The sequence below is a fragment of the Blautia sp. TM10-2 genome (assembly GCF_003480845.1).
Lineage (GTDB): Bacteria > Bacillota > Clostridia > Lachnospirales > Lachnospiraceae > Fusicatenibacter > Fusicatenibacter saccharivorans.
This window is the reverse complement of record NZ_QUJZ01000017.1, coordinates 3,044-20,515: the sequence shown is the minus strand read 5'-3', so window position 1 is coordinate 20,515 and position 17,472 is coordinate 3,044. Positions and strand designations below refer to the sequence as shown.

Below are 17,472 nucleotides of genomic sequence, written 5' to 3'. Positions count from 1 at the left end.
CATCCACAGGTTTCCGCCCGGTGTGTGTCCAGCCTTCTTTTCAGCAGACACACACCGGAACTCACCCGAGATGACCGGTTTGGAAATATCCTTTTTTCTATTATATCGAACCTTCTCTGGAATGACAAGCCACAAATTCATACAGAATGGCTTCGACACGTCCCAGCATCTCCTCTTCCGTGCAGAGTTCTTCCGGTTTCATGGATTCCAGGTAATCGTAGAATGCCATAAGAATGCTCGGTTCCCGGATGCTGAGGTAAATCAGCCGCTCTGTCCGCGTCTGGAACAGAAGATAGCCCTCGTTTGCATTGACCGAAATATTCAGCGCATGCTCTGCTCTCTCTTTCGTTTCCCGGATCATACGAAGATTCGCGCGATCCCGCAGCGCCAGAAAGCGGCGGATCAGGGCGATACGCTCGTCAAAGTCCAGCGGAGAATAGCATTCTTTTGGATACTCATCCACGCGCCCCGTTTCCAGGAAACTTTTGATGCCATCCTCTGAAAAAAACATCGTCGTTTTTTTATCCAGTACCTGTGTCTGCATCACCTTTGCGTACTGTGCAACCGCCCGTATCATCTGCTCACGCCCCGGCATTTCTTTTACGAGATGGCGCTCCAGCATTTCTGCTGTCAGAAGGCCGGAAAGACACGGCATTCTCTGGAAGAAATACCGCGGGGAATCTGATGCGATAAAGTGACGAATCAGTGTTTCCGTATAGCCAAGCTGGGACTGTACCGTGTCAAGACGTTCAAACAACGGCTCCGACTGTTTGAAATAGCCTTCAAACATCTCGCGCATCATCCGCAGCGTCGTCTCCTCCCGGAACAAAAGTGCATTCTGGTAATCGGCGCTGAAAGCAAGCGCACAGTGCTCCGTCAGGATGAGGTACGGGAAAAGGCGGAACTCATTCAGCCGTGCCGTCACATTGTCGTAGTAGTACCGCGCACGGTAATCGCAGCCGCAGGCACAGATCGGGAGAATTTTCTGCAGACAACTCAGGTTGTAATTTTTCCGCATCGAAACCATCTTCTCGTTGTTGTTCATGCAGAACAGATGTTGAATCGTCAAATTCGGGTTCTGTTCCCCGAATACCTGCAGAAGTTCCATGGCAAAATCGAAGTCCGGCTGGACCAGAACGGAAATTTTTCCGTCTTCTTTTACAGCTTCACCGAAAAACAGCTGCAAAATTGCATGCCGCACATGCACTGTGCCCCGAAGGGGAATCTCTCCGCTACCCCCCCCCCGTTCAATTCCAGTTTTGCAATCTCCGCCTCATGGAAGATATATTCCTTTTTCCCCTCGCGGTGGCTGAACGTTTCAATCAGTTCTCCGACCGATTTGCGCCGGTAATAAACCTCTTCACCCATCTGGGTAATGTAAAATGCATCCATGAAATCTGTTTTTTCCCGTGGCGTCAGCTGCATGAACTGCGCCATCTTCCGCACAACATCCTCTCCGGACGGATTTCGTTTTCCATTGATGATCTTATACATGAAAGAACGATCGAGTCCGCAGAACTGTGAAAGCGGGTAAACCCCGACATCCTTCATGGTGATATATTCGGATAATAAATCTGAAAAAACTGACATAGAGCCTCCTGTATCTCAATATTTTGTGTCGATTCTTTTCCAATATAGGTAAAAGTTTACCATGTTCAGAGAGACTTGGCAATTCTTCCGTTCGGCTTTGCATATCGTTTTTCTTTTTTTTACAGGATTTTCACACTGTTATGGAAAAACCGACGGAAAATTCCGCCGGTTTTTCTCTCTTTCGACCTGTTTAATCTTTTTTTATTCCAAATACAGTCAGTGCCTGACGTGGTGAAATACCGAGTCCACCGACACTAATCAGCGTATCCTCTGCCTCCAGCAGAAGATTTTCCTTCTGGAATCTGACGATCATGCGGCCACCACTCAAACCGTCCATCCGCCGAATCTCCATCTCGAGCGTATTTAGCGTACGCCATGCAGCAGAACCAGCATAAATATGGCCATCCGCTTCACTATAGGCAAAATCCCGGCGCATGGAGAGGACAAATTCCTTTTCTTTCCCGCCTTCTTGTACTTTCCAGTACATCTTATCGCTGCCAAAGGAGAATCGCATCTCCTGAATCGGACTTGTCTCCAGCGAAAACAGACCGCTTCCGCCGATCAGAATTTCTGCGGAATCCGGCAGCTGCTGGTTCCCCATCAGCGGGGCAGATACATAAACATGCTTGCTTACCTTCTCTTCCATAAACGGATTTCTCGTTCCTCTGCGCGGCGGCAGAGCCAGATCTGCGGTACGCTCTTTTACTGCACCGGCAAGTGGGGACGGTGGCAGCTCTCCTGCCTCTTTCTTCACATACGGGATCAGTTCCTCCTGCAGTGCGCTCAGTTCCTCCTGTGTCTGCTCAGTTGCTGTTGTCAGAATCACAATCAGATCGAGATCCGGGAACACAACGCCGAACTGACCGTACGCACCATCTGCGCGGAAGGAGCCCGGATAACGGCACATCCAGCACTGATAGCCGTAGCCCTGCGCCCAGTCTTTTACGTGGCCTTCCGAATCGCCCTCCGTCTCAATCTGTTTGCGGCAGGCGCGTTCAAACCATTCTTTTCGAAGCAGCTGTTTTCCTTCCCACTCGCCCTGTCTGGACAGAAAATACGTGAATTTTGCCATATCCTCCGTCACCATCTTCATACCGCCTCCACCGAGCTCCGTTCCGTCTCCGAGCAGCGCACAGGTAAGGGATGTGATGCCAAGCGGCTCCAGCAGACGGGATTTCAGAAACTCTGTGACGTTCTGTCCCGTTTTTTTCCTCAGAACGGCAGCCAGCATGTTAGTTCCGGCTGTATTGTATTTATAAAACGTTCCCGGCTCATGGAGCACTGGATGATGAAGAAAGGTAGAAATCCAGTTTTCGGAATTGTCCATAATCTCCGTCTCGTGACCACAACCCATAATCAACAGGTGATGCAGCGTGATTTTTTTGAGATTTTCGGATGGATTTTCCGGCAGCAGGTCCGGAAAGATATCGACAATTTTCTCATCCAGCGATAAGATTCCCTCCTGCTCTGCAAAACCAATCGCCGTTGCTGTCAACGATTTGCTGAACGAATACAGTGGATGACGAAATTTTTCATCATACGGCTTCCACCAGCCCTTCGCTGCACACTGTCCATGGCGGATCACCATAAAGCTGTGCAGCTCAATCTGGTTCTCTTCGATTCGGTCGAGAAAATTCAAAATTCCTTTGGAGCTGATTCCAGCTGATTCCGGTGTCACATCTTTAAAGTATCCCATTTTGCTTTTCCCCTTTCTCGCAGCCCTTATGCATCAATTTCGTAAAGTTCAACAGAAAGATCACCCTTCCAGCTTATACGGTCGTACGGTGTCTCCGGATAAACCACTGTAGAAATAGCATCTACGCCGTCCTCAGCAAACAGTTCCAGAATGGAAACATCAAAAACAAGCTCCAGATTCCATGCTCCGTCTTTCTTTCTCGCTGCGGTGCTGATGGAATATTTTTCCGTCATGAAGTGCTCACTGAATTCTTTGTAGCCCGCCATGGTACGGTCAACCGTGATTTTGGTGTCAGTTACATAAATCTTCAATTTCTGTCCCACTGAGTTTTTCAGACAGATTTTCGCATCTCCTTTTCCGGAAACCTTCAGTCCAAAGGTCTCTGTGCGGATCGTTGTGTGATTCTCGATCGGATAGCTGCTGTGGCGGAATTTTTCCAGTCCGGCCGGAGCAGCCGCAAGGGTCAGAGCACCATCTACTTCTGTCAGGGACAGTTTTCTTGCCAGAGTTGCCTGTCCACAGTACCCTTCTGTCGGAGTCTGCGCTGCATACTGCCAGTTCATACCCCATCCCATCAGCAGAACATCTTTCGCATTCTGGAATGTAACGGCTGCATAGTTGTCGAAGCCTTCATCCAGCCATCTTGGCTCATCGGATGGATAGGTGCAGAGGAATTTTTCTCCATCGAAATCACCCAGGAAATACTGCATTTTGCAGTGGTCATCTTCGGAAGCTTTCGTCATGCTGACAACGAGAACCCATACATTTTTTCCTTTATACTCAATCGGGAACAGATCCGGGCATTCCCATACACCCTTCACATGGTTTCCTTCCGGTCCGAATTCTCCAGTTTTCTCCCAGTTTTTCATATCCTGGGATGCGTAGAAGAAGACACGGTCCTGCGCTGCAAGAACAAGACTCCAGCATCTTCTGACCGGATTCCAGAACGCTTTCGGGTCACGGAAATCGGAAATTCCCGGGTTTTTGATGACCGGATTCAGATATGACTTTTCAAAATGCCGGCCCTTATCATTGCTGTATGCAATACTCTGCTGTTCCAAACCGTCCTTGTGATGGCTGGTATAAATAGCAATGATTGGCGGATTTTCATTGGTACCATACTCAGAAGAATTCTGCGTATCATACACAGCACTTCCCGAAAAGATAAATCCAAGTTCATCCGGATAAAGTGCGATTGGCTGATGCTCCCAGTGAATCAGGTCGCGGGATGTTGCATGCCCCCAGTGCATCGGTCCCCAGCTGGTATCATACGGGTACTTCTGATAAAAGAAGTGGTACACGCCATCTACATAAACCATGCCATTCGGGTCGTTCATCCAGCCTTCTTCCGGTGAAAAGTGAATTTTCGGTCTGTAATCTCTTTTTTTCATCATTTTTGTAAAACCTCCCAAGATAAACAACGGTCTGCAAAACCACTTCCATCGGCTTTGCAGACATCCGTCGTTTTTATTTATAGTAACGCTTCAGAGTCCCATCTCGATTCTGCCATGCTGCATCGTTACCGTTTATAAATGTTCCATCCCCTATTTTTTAATAGTGTACATTTTCACTTCCAGATCTCCGTCTGTGGAAACCACCTGATACGGAGCATCCGGGTAAACGCATACGGAAGCGGTCTCCAGACCACCATCTGCATAAATCTCCAGATAGGAAACGTCAAAAATAATCTCCATGTTGACATTTCCGCGCATGTAACGTTTTGTTGTAGATACCAGCAGATCCTCTTTTTTGAAGAGCTTCGGATCTACATCATCAAAGTAACTAAGGTCGCCGCTCTTAGAGCGGTCCACCGTGATGCTGTCCACCGTTACCTCGATGACTACTTCCTCACCTCTGCTGTTTTTCAGCGCAATTCTTCCGAAATTGCCCTGCACGAGAAGTCCAAAGCTCTCGGTCAGCAGCGGCTTCTGATTTCCGATCGGGAAGGCACCCGCACGGTACTCATCGATCCCGAACGGTTTTGTTTTCAGGCGGTAGCCCTCCTCGGTCTCACAAAGTGAAAGTTCTCTTGGCAGTGTCATCAGACCGGAATACTCACCGGTCGGAACAAAGTTCGCGTAGAGCGGATTAACGCCCCATCCAAGGTAAACCGGACGGTCGTAGTTTCCATACGTTACACCGGCATAATTGTCGAATCCGAAATCAATCCACAGCGGCTCGTCTGTGATCTCGGTGCACTGGAAGGTATCTCCGTCAAAATCACCGACGAAATACTGTATATTGGCACGGCCTTCGGTTCCCGGATGTATCATGCTGACTATCAGAATCCATTTGAATCCGTCAAATTCATTTCCTGTTTTAGCACGGATCAGATCGGTGCATTCCCATACAGTCGGCACTTTATTGACACCGACACCGAACTCGCCTGTTTTCTTCCAGTTTTTCAAATCCTGGGATGCGTAAAACTCTGCGTGGTCGCCGGATGCCAGAACAAGGCTCCAGCAGTCCTTTTTGTCATTCCAGAAGACGCGTGGATCACGGAAATCCGGTGTGCCCGGGTTTTCGATCACCGGGTTGCCATAATATTTTTCAAAATGCTTTCCCTGATCCAGGCTGTATGCAATACACTGCTGCTCCAGGCCCGTTTCCATATTGTGCGCCGTGTAGACAGCCACCATCGGTTTCTCACCGTATTTCGCAAATCCGCTGGTGTTATTTTCATCGTATGCCATACTTCCGGAGTACATCGTTCCGATCTCATCCGGGTACAGGGCGACCGGCAGATGCTCCCAGTGAATCAGGTCTTTCGATACTGCATGACCCCAGTGCATCGGTCCCCATACAACGTCATTTGGGTTATGCTGATAATACAGATGCCAGATACCATCGATATAAATCAGTCCGTTCGGATCGTTGTTCCAGTTTTTCTCCGGTGTAAAATGAATGTTCGGTCTAAAATCTCTTTTTCCCTGTTTACTCATAGGATCCCTCTTTTCCTGTTCTCTCTTTTCCTATTTTATCTTTTTCCATTTGGAACTTCAACAAAAAAGAAATAAGAACGAAATAATCTTCTTTTTAAATATGGCCATGTTATATGGGATACAACATGGCCACATTTGGAATTTCTTTAGTTATAGAACATTAATTGCAAATCGTTTACGTTACTGTTTTTTCGTAATCGCTTTTCGCCCGATTTTTAGTTTGCTGCAGAAGCTGCTCGATCTACTGCGCCCTGGTAAATCTCAACCAGTTCGCTCAAACCAGCGCCCTCAAGCTCTGTCTTATAGGACTCCCAGCTTGCATCATCAACGCCGCCGGTTACCCATGTAGTGATGTAACGGTCAACGATATCGGAGACGGTCGGCTGAATCTGTGCCAGACGCTGAATCTCTTCCTGGGTCATCAGAACACGCGGAATGGTGTCATACTCTTCCATGATGTCATCTTTACCGTTTTCTTTCTGCATCTCGAGAAGTTTTACAGCATCGAAGGTGTAGCCGCAAACGGTGTCATAGTACTCGTTCTGAACGATCATAGAACCACGGCAGGTTGTGGAGTTTACACGAGCCTCACCAAAGTTCTTATATTCCGGATTCAGAGGTTTGTAGTTTCCGTTTTCATCGAGCGGTGTACGAAGAACGCCGTCTTCGTCTTTCTCATAGTTGTATCCGATTGCGCCCCAGTTAGATGTAACAGAGATTTCCGGATCGCCTACCATGTAATCTACAAATCTTGCAACAACGTGCGGGAATTTGCAGGTCGTTGTGATTGCTGTATCGGAAGAATCCTGCAGCTCAGAGTAGTTGCACTCGAAACCGGTCATACCGTCTTCGCCCTGCAGTCTCGGAACTGCTACGTACTGATCATGTACTTCCTGGTTTGTAATTTCCTGATCGCCCCAAACACCGAAGGAACCGATCTTTGCAACATTCTCTTTGATCAGAGAAGATTTGAATGACATACTTTCATCTGCCTCGAAGGAACCGTTCCAGATCAGTCCTTCTTCATACAGCATGTTGAAAAATTCTGCTGTTTTCTTGAATGCTTCGTCTGTTGCAGTGAACGTAACTTTTCCGTCAACCATTCTTAAGTGATCCGCATAGGAGTTTCCTCCGCAGTAGGAGTCAGCGCATCCGAATGCACCTGTGAAACGATAGAACAGGTTGTAGGAACCAAAGGTATCGGTTGCGCCGAACCAGGTTGCCATCGGGATTTCATCGTCTTCGCCGTTTCCGTTCAGATCGCCGCCGTCGCGGATTGCTTTCAGGCAGTCTACCCACTCGTCTACGGTTGTCGGCACTTCTTTGCCTACTTTATCCAGCCATGTTTTGTTGATCACGAATGGTCCAGGTGTTAATACAAGACCTTTCATTTCCTCTACGTACGGGAATCCATATTTATGGCCGTTCGGAGCGGTGATCTCAAGCTGATACTGCTCATTGTCATCGAGGAATGCTTTCAGGTTCGGCATATACTCTTCGATCAGGCCTTCGGTCGGAAGGAATACATCCTGGTCTGCGTACTGAACTACGGTGTTTCCGGATTTACCATCGCCGAAGTTCCAGAATACATCCGGAAGATCCTGTCCGGAAGAAAGCATCAGATTGATTTTCTCTGTTGCGCTCTCCTGCGGGATCGGCTGCCAGTCAAACTCTACTCCTGTGTCCTCGAACCATTTCTGGCACATAGCCAGGTCGCCTACTTCTACAGTTCTGTCTGCAGAGTTTACGATCAGAGCGGAAATTTTTCCGTATTTCTCTTCGAATTTTGCCGGATCTTTGATGATCGGAAGGGTACCGTCGAGCTGGATGATTCCCTCATCTACTGCTTCCTGCTCTTCTGCTGTGAGACCTGTGTCACCTGCTTCTGTACCGGATGCAGAGGTGGTGTCTCCTCCTGTGCTTCCTGCACCGGAGCTGCTTGAGCTGCCGGAGCTGTTTCCACAGCCTGCGAGCATGCTGGTTACCATAAGGCTTGCCAGTAATACGGATACGATTTTTTTCTTCATATTGTTCCTCCTTTATTTTGCTGCCTTTTCCGGCAGTGAAATACGTTAGTATTTTTGTATTCCTACACATAAACCATGTCTGCTATATCCATGAATTCTGCAACAATAAATTTTCTGTTCTGCATCAGCCCTTGACTGCACCGATCGTAACACCTTTTGCGAAGTATTTCTGCAGGAAAGGATATACGCACAGAAGCGGGAATGCGGAAACAACTACGACACAGTATTTTAACTGCTCAGCCAGTTTCTGTTTTGTTACCATCTCAGAAGCACTACTTCCCATCTGGTTGGACTGGTTCATCAGTACCAAGTTTCGAAGAACGACCTGAAGAGGCATCTTGCTGTCATCCTGCAGGAACATCAGTGCGTTGAAGAACTGGTTCCACATTGCGGTTGCATAGAACAGACACATAACTGCGATGATCGTTTTCGACAGCGGAATTGCAATTTTGAAGAAGAATCCAAAATCGCTGCAGCCGTCGATTTTTGCTGCTTCGAGAAGCTCGACCGGAATACCACTTTCAAAGAAGGAGCGGCATACGATCAGGTTGTAAGCGGACACTGCTACCGGAAGGACCATAGCCCATGTTGTGTTGTAGATGTGCAGCTGCTGTACGGTTAAGTACATCGGAATCATACCGCCGCTGAAGAACATCGTGAAGGTGAACAGGAACATAATCGGTTTTCTTCCTACCATATCGTATCTGGAAAGTGCATAGCCGGCCGGAATGGTGCAGACCAGGGAAATCAGCGTTCCTAATACGGTATATTTGATGGTGTTTGCATAGCCGGTCCAGAGCGGCTGGTATTTCAGTGTGGTTTCATATCCGTTGGTGTACCACGCTTCCGGATAGAGAAGAATTTTACCGGAGCTTACAACAACCGGGTCTGTAACAGATGCCAGAAGCACGTAATACAGAGGATATACAATTGCAATACAGACAAGGATCATGATGACGGTATTGATCACGGTAAAGACCTTGTCTCCCGTACTCATTTTTACTTTTTTCTTTTTCACAGTGTTATTATTTGCCATTTTTCAAGCCCCCTGACTCTTAGAAAATACTGATATCGCTGGTCTTCTTTGCAACTGCGTTTGTGATAACCAGAATAATGAAGTTTACAACGGAGTTAAATAAGCCAACGGCTGTCGCAAAACTGTACTGTGCGGTCTGGAGACCTACTTTGTATACGTATGTCGAAATGATCTCACTGACGGTTGTGTTGGTACCGTTCTGCATCAGATAAGCTTTCTCATATCCCACGTTCATAATGTTACCTACCTGAAGGATCAGCATCAGGATGATGGTCGGCATAATCAGAGGTAAATCAATGTAAAGGATCTTCTGAAATCTGGAAGCACCATCCATCGTTGCTGCTTCGTAATATTCCGGGCTGATTGCGGTCAGTGCTGCGATGAAGATGATGGCGTTGAATCCCATCGTCTGCCAGATGTTACTTCCGATGAAGAGTTTGCGGAAGTACTCCGGAAGGCTGGTGAACATGATTGCTTTTCCGCCGGCTCCCATAACTGCGTGGTTTACAAGACCGTTTGCGGAAAACAGTACGGAAATCAGGCTGACTACAACTACGTTTGACATAAAGTACGGTGCGTAGGAGATGGTCTGGATGATTCGTCTCGGTCCGCTTCTCTGTACCTGGTTCAGTAAGAGTGCGAAGATAACCGGAATCGGGAATCCGATGATCAGGCTCTCCAGACTGATGACGATCGTGTTCTTGATTGCCGTCATGGCAATACTGGTACTGAAGAACATCTTGAAATACTTGAAGATCGGATCTGCCCACGGACTTCCCATGATTCCCATGCGGCCTTTAAAATCTTTAAAGGCGATGATCAGGCCGTACATTGGATAGTAAGCAAAAACGATCAGCCAGATCAGTGCAGGAATCAGCAGGATGTACAGCTGCCAGCACGAGAGCGCTTTTTTCAATTTTCCACTTTCTGCCGTTTTCGGCGATGACGTTTTTTTCTTCATAGTTCCCTCCTTATTTCTCTAAAAGCTTTACCAACCGCTTTTCGTTCCACATTTGCATCGTTTCCGTTTCGGCACTTTGTATTGTGGAACCTGTTCCATATCTGTATCATAGTACGCAGTTCTTCTAATGTCAACGATATTCCAATATTTTTTCGTCATTTTCAACATTTTCACAATTTCATTTTCGTTTTTTTGTGCAATATGCACCCTGTTTTTCATGAAATCCACACTAATTTTCTTTTTCCTCGCATTCCACTGTTCCACATGTTCCGCTGTTCCATGCATTTTTTTGTTCCATATGTTCCACTTTTCTGTTTTTCACTATTTTTTCGACAATTGCAACTATTTCTGTAACGTTTTCACGCCTTTTTGCGCAGTTTATCAGAAGGAGCTTACACTCCTCCTGATACAAGCAAGTCCCAACCCACTGCTTATTGCTTCACGCAATAGAAGCAGGGGACTTGCTTGATTCGGTTAAAAAAGCTCACAAAAAGAGACACCCTTTCTTTTCAGATCGAGTGTCTCTGATATCTGTTCTTCTTCTGTTTTATTGCATTCCCGGAAAATAATCCAAACTTCAGTGCTTCCCTGTTTCGTTATTTTCAGATACTTTCCCCTTTTCGGAAGGTCACATCCACAATCTGTTCCATTTCCTCAATCTTCTTTCCGTCAATCATACGGATGACCGTATCTACGCTCCGCTTGGCAATTTCCGGCACATTCTGACGAACCGTTGTCAGCTCCGGTGTCAAAAAGCGGGTAAAATCCAGGCCGTCGTAGCCGACCACCTTCAGTTTTTTCGGAATCTTGATTCCTTTTTTCTGCAGCATCTTCATGCACACAGCCGCTGTGACATCGGCTGTAAAAAGTCCATCAATTCCATCAAAGTGGCTGATATATTTTTTCCAGATCATCGAGCCGGTCTGAAAATTCGGATTTTTGCTTCCGGCATCAATCGCTGTAACTTTACATTTATGCTGTTTGCAGACTTCTGCAAACCGTCGGTAACGGTCCATCGAGTAACCGCGCTCTGTTGCATTCGATGTAAAATAGATCACGTTCTTACATCCGGCGCTCAAAAGTGCCTGTGCCGCAAGCTCACCGCCGCGCTTATGGTCGGAATGTATACACGGAATCCCCTCTGTGACGTAGCGGTCAATCATGACAATCGGACGGTGAATTTCCGCCAGACTGACAGAAGACGGAATATCCGCACAGCAGATAATGCCGTCCATGACATTTCGCTGCAACATTTCCACAAATTCCTCGATGCGGTTCGGGTTGTCCCCAACCTCGCAGAGCATGCACTTGTAGCCATTTGTGTACAGATTGTTCTCGACATGCTTGACCAGAGATGCCATGAATGGGTGTGAAAGATTCGTAACAACAATTCCGATAAAACCGGACTTGTTGTGGAACAGGTTCTGGGCGAGTTCGTTCGGTTTGTAGTTCAGCTCCTCCACCGCCTGCATAATCTTCTGTTTTGTTTCATCGGAAATATACCCGCTCCCATTGAGTGCACGGGATACCGTTCCGATTCCCACTCCCGCTTTGATCGCGACATCTCTAATACTTGCCATAGTTTCTCCTAACTCCTCTTCTGACACTGGGCTGTTTTCTACTGATTCGTTCCGGCTTTTCCCCCGCTGCCGGTCTGTGGAGCCCGTTCCACAACGCTTTATTACTTTTATTTTAAAGCACCTCAATCTACAAATCAAGTTAAAAGCTGAAAATTTAAGTACAAAAAACAAGCGACTGTTTGGATCATTTCCCTTTTTCTGGTGAAACCATCCAAACAGCCTCCTGTGTTTTTGTCACTTTTGTCTTATTTTCCAAAAACGCTCATTCATGCGGGCATGCTTTGCGATTTTTCTGGAATTTCATATGCCCCTGAACAGTCACAAACGCTTAATCGTTTTCCAACGAGATATCACCATCCTTTGTCATCAGTGTGATTCTGCCCGCAGCCTGATCCGGTACATAAGAAAAGCTCTGCTCGTCCTCCTCTTTCTGCATCAGATTCTCCATGGTATCCGGTACATCGATCTCCCCAAAATCTGTCTTTGCCGTAATTTCCAGCCGTTCCAGATCTTTTTTACCCAGTTCAAGTTCAATATCGCCGTAGGAGTTTTCCACCGACACGTCTCCGGAAAGCTTCGTATTTTGGATTTTCGCATCGCCATCCTCCAGCGTGATCGACCCATTCTCCCACGTTCCGCTCTTCAGTTCCACATCACCGTAATCTGCTTTGCATTTGATATTCTGCATGTCACATCCGAAAAGTGTGATATCTCCATCCGCATTTTGCAGTCTTCCGCTTTCCGCCTGGATGCCATTCATCTGCACATCACCGAATCCCATCGTTACCTCTATTTTTTTCAGTACCTTCTTTTCCGGTACATACAGAATCACTCCTGTTTCCGACTGTTTACCGCCACTTAAGATTTCTTCCGTAAAATCAATATTAATGTAAATCGTATCGGACACTGCGCTTGTCTCTTCGATGCTCAGAACACCGTCCCGCACGCGATATTCCACTGCAGTCTCTCCTTTTTTCGACGGAATCCGCCAGGCGAGATAACAGGAATCGTCACCGGACGGAAGGATGTTCAGGTCGCCGATCGTAAGGTCTGCCTGCAGTTCATCAAAATCATCAAGTTTTATCTTTTCCTGTGCGGAAATGCCGTCTTCCTTCTTCGCAGAACCGCTCATCGCATTCAGATCATACGTTTCCGCGTATGCTTTTCCGCCGCTTGCCCATCCGCTGAACATCAGCACTGCACCGGCAATACAGCAGGCACATCCTGTCAGTAATGCTGTTTTTGTCCATTTTTTCATGATCTGCTTCCTCCTTTTTTCGTTACCTTACGTGTACACCACACAAACAGCCGTCCCATCCATTTTGCAAAGTATACGCCGAACACCGCGCACAGAATACTGATTCCCAACATGAAAACGCCCATTCCGGTAATAAAGCAGAATCCGCCGAAGGAAACCGAGACTGCCAGAATGCCGCGCAGCAGCATCTTAATTCCGGCGGCCACGCCGACAACTGCAATCAGAAAGACGCTCATATCAAGCAGTGCCGCACAGAGGGCCGCGCAGAGCAGAACGATGAGAATGCTGATCAGAATCGGGGCTCCGATCGGGGCTGCAAACAGGGCGAGAATCGCGATCCAGACGACGTTGGCGCCTGTCGTTTTTTTCTTCTCTTTCTGTTTTTCTTCCTTTTCCATTGCCTCGCGTTCATCTACTTTTTTGTCCAGAAGATTCCGCATCAGCTCGGCGGCTGCCTGTTTCGGTGTTCCGAGTTCTTTGATCACGGCCTGCTCATTTTCCGGACCGGCATCTGCAAAATACTCGGTGAAGTATTCCATCGCATCTTCATAGTCGCTCTGCGGAAGCTTCCTCAGATACTTTTCCAATTGTTTCAGATATTCCCCACTCGTCATTCTTTTTTCCTCCACTCGATGATGTTGTCAATGGTGTCACGATAGGACTTCCATTCGCCCTGCAGGTACGCCATCTGTGTTTTTCCTGCTTCTGTGATCGAATAATACTTCCGTTTTCTGCCCTGGTACTCTGCGGAATACGTCGTCACGTAGCCCGCCTTTTCCAGTTTTTTCAGGATCGGGTACAGTGTCGACTCTTTGATGTCTGCAACCAGTTTGATCGTCTGGCTGATTTCATATCCATAAGAATCTTCCCGATTCACAATCGACAGGATCATAAATTCGATCAGCAGTGCTGATACCGGAAAATACATAAAAAACCACCTCCGTTAGTTTCTGATATGTAAAATATTTATATATATATAATTTATACATATCATAAGACTATGGAGGCGGTTTGTCAAGGGGAATATATAAAATTTTTACATATCCGCTGTCATGTCATCATCTGTGTTTATTTCAGGGCTTTTCCGGAACCGAATGCGTCGCCGACTTTGTCGCCCATGGCGAGATAGGTGTTGTTGACCGGGTCGAAGGCGATTGGTTTCAGTTTTTTCGGGTCGATCTTTCCGTCGGTCAGAACGCTCTCGTCTGCGCAGACGTTCACGATCTCGCCGACCAGAATGCCGTTGTCAAAGCTTTTCACTTTGCACTCCAGTGCCATCGGAAGCTCGTCGATCAGCGGCGCGTTGACGAATTCGCTCTTCGTTGCATGGAAACCGGCGCGTGCAAATTTATCCGGAACTTTTCTGCCGGACTCGATGCCGACGTAATCGCAGCCAACAACAGTATCCTCGGTTGCCATGCTGACGGTGAAGGCACCGGTTGCGGCAAGGTTGTCTGTTGTCTTGTGGTCGCCCATGCTGATGGAGATCTCATTGAAATCTGTGACTACACCCCATGCAGCATTCATGGCATCCGGGTTGCCATCTTTGTCATATGTTGCAATAATCAGAACCGGAAGTGGATACATGTTTGGTTTTGCTCCAAAATTTACTCTGCTCATGGTTGTTCCTCCTGTTTTGCTTGATTTTCTTTATTATAACGCTTACAGCAAACTTTAACACAAGAGATTTTCTCTGCAAATTTTCTTAATCGTTTAATTTTCTCGTCATATCATGCCATTCCTCGCCGCCCCAGGTGGATGCGGAGATTCCCTCGTCGCGGAAATTCATCTTTTTGTACATCTCCACCTTATCCTGCAGGCAGGTCAGAATGAGCTGTTTTCTTCCGTTTTTCTGTTCCCGGCGGCTGTACTCTTCCATCAGCGCGCGGGCGATTCCCTGGCCGCGGTATTCCGGCAGGACACTGAGACCCAGCAGCATGACGTTTTCTCCCTTCGGGTCGTACAGACTGATTTCATCGAAAAAGGCATCACGGAATTTTGTCTCGTTTGTTGCAAGTCCGTTCAGCGTTCCGGCGATTTTTCCGGTTTCTTTGTCTACTGCCGCCAGAAACAGCTCCGGCGCGTACTGCACCCGCTCGCGCATGCTCTTTTCGGAGCACGCCTCATTCGGCGGAAAGCACGCCAGCTCAATGGCAACGCCCTGTTCCATTTCGTCCTGGCGGATGGTTCGAAGTTCATATCGTTCCATTTTATGGTATTCCTCCATTGCCCGCTCAAAAAACTGCAGAAAACCGTCTTCCACGGCAAGCTGATCGAGCGCGGCTTCTTGCTCATTCAGATCGTAATAATATTTTCCGGTCCGCAGATCGATCGACAGACGGTCGAGCGGAAAGCCTTTTTTGCTCATCGGATGGGGTGTGCTGACCATGCGGAAAGGAGCGCTCTCCATTGACGGGTCCATCGCGTCATAGCGGTGGTCCGCATCAAGAATCAGCGAAACTGCGTTTTTGTAGCGTCCCGTCAGGCCGCCGTACTTTTCTGCAAGGGCGGCGTAATGCACGGTCATTTCTTCATCGGACAGATACTTTCCGTTCACGGTCCGCACATGGACGCCGGGCTGGTCGTCCTCTGCCACGTTGTCAAAATACAGACCGGAATCACAGGAGAACACCGGCATATGAAGCGCGTTGAAATACGCCTCCACCTTTTTCCTGGCATTTTCCAGCGGCGTTTTTCCATCCTCGATAATCTCTGGCTGCTTAACACCGCCAAGATCTTTCAGCCCGATCAGCTCAATTCCAAGACCGGCAAGGCGGTGACGCATCGCGTCGAGTTTTGCCGGGTTGCCGGTTCCGTACAGTAACTTCATTTCTGCCCCCTTCTATGCCTCGATGCCGAACTCTTCCGGGCGGAAGCGCGGGCAGACATTTTCCGACGATGTGATGACGGATGCAGCAAGACGCGTACCGATTTCAACTGCCTTGCCAATCGTTTTTCCATAGGTCAGACCGGCGGAAACACCTGCGCAGAACGCATCACCGGCTCCTGTTGTATCTTTTACCTGTACTTTCTGCGCCGGGCAGAAGCCGCTCTCTCCGTCTGCTTCCGCATAAACCGCTCCGTCGCCGCCCATTGTTACGACCATGGCCGGAACATTTGCCGCTTTCAGACGCTCGGCGAGAATCTTTTCCATCTCGGCCGGTGTTTTTTCGCTGTAATCATCGGAGAAGAGAACGCCTGCCTCGAGCTGGTTGCAGATCAGGCAGTCAAATTTCTGCAGAAGATCTCTTCTGCTGACTGCGATGTTCATGTTGCTGACAACGCCGTACAGTTTTTTATCGTATTTTTCACAGAGCTGTACCAGCTTTTTGATGATCTCTTTGTCCATATCGATCTCTGCCACAATGGAATCGCAGTTTTCGATAATTTCATCTCCGTTTTCTTCCAGAATATCGAGAATCGGCATCAGGTTCGGGCGCTGGGAAATGGAGCCCGCCAGGTCACCGTTGTGATCGAAGACAGCAAGCCATGTTCCCATGCCGTTCGGGATTTCTTTCATGTATTCGGTATTGACTTTGTGGCGCTGCAGTTTGCGCACAACATCCTCGCCGAGTGCGGTATTATCCGCGATTCCAAGGAAGGTCGGGCGCAGTTCCAGGTTTGCGATATCCTCCACCACGTTTCGGCTCACACCGCCGTGGATGTATTCGACATGGCCGGCGTTTCTGCCGTCCGGGACGTAGATGTCCTCTGGAAAACCTTTGATATCCACAAAAACTGCTCCTAATACTACGATTCCATTTTTATTTACTGCCATGTTTCTTTTTTCCTCTCCTGTTTTTTCATTCCTTCTTTTTTCAGACAAGCCTCTTCGTCTGTTTCACGAAATTTCTGTCTTCTCAGCATCCAAATAATGTAAGGCACTTTTACATTGCTGCTCTCTGCTACTGTCTCGACAGTTGAGACAGTGAAGAACGCTCAACTCCTACACAATCCATCCGCTCTGACCTCTGATTGGCCATACACTCGCAGGGAGTTGAGTTGCCGGATTTCACCGTCTCGACCTGGAAGCTGGTCCTTATTTCTTTGTTTTGACATCAAGACTACCGTCTCAACGGTACTTTCGTTGTTCCAACAAAGTTCCTGTATTTCCCTGTCTCCAAAATACACCGGGAAGCGGAACTTTATGTGCTTCAGGAATCTGCCATCCGGCTGCTCCTGCTCATAAATGTCCACCTGTTCTACAAAGCTGTTAAGAAATTCTTTCTTCTCCAGGTCGGTGAACTTATCATATAGTTTATCAAAATATAAAAGAAATTGATAGACGTTTTCTTCTGATATTTTCTGTTGCTGAATATTCAGCAGGCGATTCTTGACTTCTTCTATACTGTTCTCCACGCCTTCAATCTCATCATACAAAC

The 17,472-nt window shown here is 47.6% G+C and carries 15 protein-coding genes and 1 pseudogene; all 16 read right to left on the bottom strand.

The window, feature by feature from the left end; translation table 11 throughout:
* Positions 1 to 100: 100 nt before the first annotated feature.
* On the bottom strand, positions 101 to 1,201 hold the full coding sequence (locus DXD92_RS15885) for a hypothetical protein (protein ID WP_118641004.1): 1,101 nt from the start codon (positions 1,199 to 1,201) through the stop codon (positions 101 to 103).
* Positions 1,159 to 1,590, bottom strand: coding sequence for a helix-turn-helix domain-containing protein (locus DXD92_RS15880; RefSeq protein ID WP_117509927.1), 432 nt, complete (start codon positions 1,588 to 1,590; stop codon positions 1,159 to 1,161). Before DXD92_RS15880 ends, DXD92_RS15885 begins: the two co-directional genes overlap by 43 nt.
* 190 nt (positions 1,591 to 1,780) lie before the next feature.
* Complete coding sequence (locus DXD92_RS15875) at positions 1,781 to 3,286, bottom strand: serine hydrolase domain-containing protein (protein ID WP_022461559.1); 1,506 nt, start codon at positions 3,284 to 3,286, stop codon at positions 1,781 to 1,783.
* A gap of 26 nt (positions 3,287 to 3,312) precedes the next feature.
* Positions 3,313 to 4,680 (bottom strand): glycoside hydrolase family 32 protein, encoded by a 1,368-nt coding sequence (locus DXD92_RS15870; RefSeq protein ID WP_117802615.1) that lies wholly within the window; start codon positions 4,678 to 4,680, stop codon positions 3,313 to 3,315.
* Positions 4,681 to 4,830: 150 nt separating this feature from the next.
* Positions 4,831 to 6,228 carry a glycoside hydrolase family 32 protein gene (locus tag DXD92_RS15865; RefSeq protein WP_022461557.1) on the bottom strand — a complete coding sequence of 466 codons (1,398 nt, stop codon included), beginning with the start codon at positions 6,226 to 6,228 and terminating at the stop codon, positions 4,831 to 4,833.
* A gap of 215 nt (positions 6,229 to 6,443) precedes the next feature.
* Positions 6,444 to 8,255 carry an extracellular solute-binding protein gene (locus DXD92_RS15860; RefSeq protein WP_022461556.1) on the bottom strand — a complete coding sequence of 604 codons (1,812 nt, stop codon included), beginning with the start codon at positions 8,253 to 8,255 and terminating at the stop codon, positions 6,444 to 6,446.
* A gap of 124 nt (positions 8,256 to 8,379) precedes the next feature.
* The gene (locus DXD92_RS15855; protein ID WP_082426161.1) at positions 8,380 to 9,291 is read right to left on the bottom strand and encodes a carbohydrate ABC transporter permease; all 912 of its coding nucleotides are present in this window, start codon (positions 9,289 to 9,291) and stop codon (positions 8,380 to 8,382) included.
* 19 nt (positions 9,292 to 9,310) lie between these two features.
* Positions 9,311 to 10,252: an ABC transporter permease gene (locus tag DXD92_RS15850; protein ID WP_022461554.1), complete on the bottom strand. Its 942-nt coding sequence runs from the start codon at positions 10,250 to 10,252 to the stop codon at positions 9,311 to 9,313.
* A 602-nt stretch (positions 10,253 to 10,854) separates the two neighbouring features.
* On the bottom strand, positions 10,855 to 11,832 hold the full coding sequence (locus DXD92_RS15835) for a LacI family DNA-binding transcriptional regulator (RefSeq protein ID WP_117802617.1): 978 nt from the start codon (positions 11,830 to 11,832) through the stop codon (positions 10,855 to 10,857).
* Positions 11,833 to 12,160: 328 nt separating this feature from the next.
* Positions 12,161 to 13,090, bottom strand: a complete 930-nt coding sequence (locus DXD92_RS15830; RefSeq protein WP_117802618.1) for a DUF4097 family beta strand repeat-containing protein — start codon at positions 13,088 to 13,090, stop codon at positions 12,161 to 12,163.
* Positions 13,087 to 13,704, bottom strand: a complete 618-nt coding sequence (locus DXD92_RS15825) for a DUF1700 domain-containing protein (RefSeq protein WP_022461551.1) — start codon at positions 13,702 to 13,704, stop codon at positions 13,087 to 13,089. The genes DXD92_RS15830 and DXD92_RS15825 overlap by 4 nt, the downstream gene beginning before the upstream one ends.
* Entirely contained in the window at positions 13,701 to 14,018 is a 318-nt protein-coding gene (locus DXD92_RS15820; protein ID WP_022461550.1) for a PadR family transcriptional regulator, read from the bottom strand. Before DXD92_RS15820 ends, DXD92_RS15825 begins: the two co-directional genes overlap by 4 nt.
* A 140-nt stretch (positions 14,019 to 14,158) precedes the next feature.
* Complete coding sequence (locus tag DXD92_RS15815; RefSeq protein WP_055219194.1) at positions 14,159 to 14,710, bottom strand: flavin reductase family protein; 552 nt, start codon at positions 14,708 to 14,710, stop codon at positions 14,159 to 14,161.
* An 85-nt stretch (positions 14,711 to 14,795) separates the two neighbouring features.
* Positions 14,796 to 15,920, bottom strand: a complete 1,125-nt coding sequence (locus tag DXD92_RS19400; protein WP_117509935.1) for a non-canonical purine NTP pyrophosphatase — start codon at positions 15,918 to 15,920, stop codon at positions 14,796 to 14,798.
* 12 nt (positions 15,921 to 15,932) lie between these two features.
* Positions 15,933 to 16,868 carry a carbohydrate kinase family protein gene (locus DXD92_RS15805; protein WP_117813569.1) on the bottom strand — a complete coding sequence of 312 codons (936 nt, stop codon included), beginning with the start codon at positions 16,866 to 16,868 and terminating at the stop codon, positions 15,933 to 15,935.
* Positions 16,869 to 17,029: 161 nt separating this feature from the next.
* A pseudogene (locus DXD92_RS15800) lies at positions 17,030 to 17,472 on the bottom strand (hypothetical protein); the annotation flags it as partial.

Bases quoted from the DNA above. Each gene is read 5' to 3' on its own strand.
- DXD92_RS15880 (WP_117509927.1), bottom strand. From the start codon at position 1,590: ATGTCAGTTTTTTCAGATTTATTATCCGAATATATCACCATGAAGGAT.
- DXD92_RS15875 (WP_022461559.1), bottom strand. From the start codon at position 3,286: ATGGGATACTTTAAAGATGTGACACCGGAATCAGCTGGAATCAGCTCC.
- DXD92_RS15870 (WP_117802615.1), bottom strand. From the start codon at position 4,680: ATGATGAAAAAAAGAGATTACAGACCGAAAATTCACTTTTCACCGGAA.
- DXD92_RS15865 (WP_022461557.1), bottom strand. From the start codon at position 6,228: ATGAGTAAACAGGGAAAAAGAGATTTTAGACCGAACATTCATTTTACA.
- DXD92_RS15860 (WP_022461556.1), bottom strand. From the start codon at position 8,255: ATGAAGAAAAAAATCGTATCCGTATTACTGGCAAGCCTTATGGTAACC.
- DXD92_RS15855 (WP_082426161.1), bottom strand. From the start codon at position 9,291: ATGGCAAATAATAACACTGTGAAAAAGAAAAAAGTAAAAATGAGTACG.
- DXD92_RS15850 (WP_022461554.1), bottom strand. From the start codon at position 10,252: ATGAAGAAAAAAACGTCATCGCCGAAAACGGCAGAAAGTGGAAAATTG.
- DXD92_RS15835 (WP_117802617.1), bottom strand. From the start codon at position 11,832: ATGGCAAGTATTAGAGATGTCGCGATCAAAGCGGGAGTGGGAATCGGA.
- DXD92_RS15830 (WP_117802618.1), bottom strand. From the start codon at position 13,090: ATGAAAAAATGGACAAAAACAGCATTACTGACAGGATGTGCCTGCTGT.
- DXD92_RS15825 (WP_022461551.1), bottom strand. From the start codon at position 13,704: ATGACGAGTGGGGAATATCTGAAACAATTGGAAAAGTATCTGAGGAAG.
- DXD92_RS15820 (WP_022461550.1), bottom strand. From the start codon at position 14,018: ATGTATTTTCCGGTATCAGCACTGCTGATCGAATTTATGATCCTGTCG.
- DXD92_RS15815 (WP_055219194.1), bottom strand. From the start codon at position 14,710: ATGAGCAGAGTAAATTTTGGAGCAAAACCAAACATGTATCCACTTCCG.
- DXD92_RS19400 (WP_117509935.1), bottom strand. From the start codon at position 15,920: ATGAAGTTACTGTACGGAACCGGCAACCCGGCAAAACTCGACGCGATG.
- DXD92_RS15805 (WP_117813569.1), bottom strand. From the start codon at position 16,868: ATGGCAGTAAATAAAAATGGAATCGTAGTATTAGGAGCAGTTTTTGTG.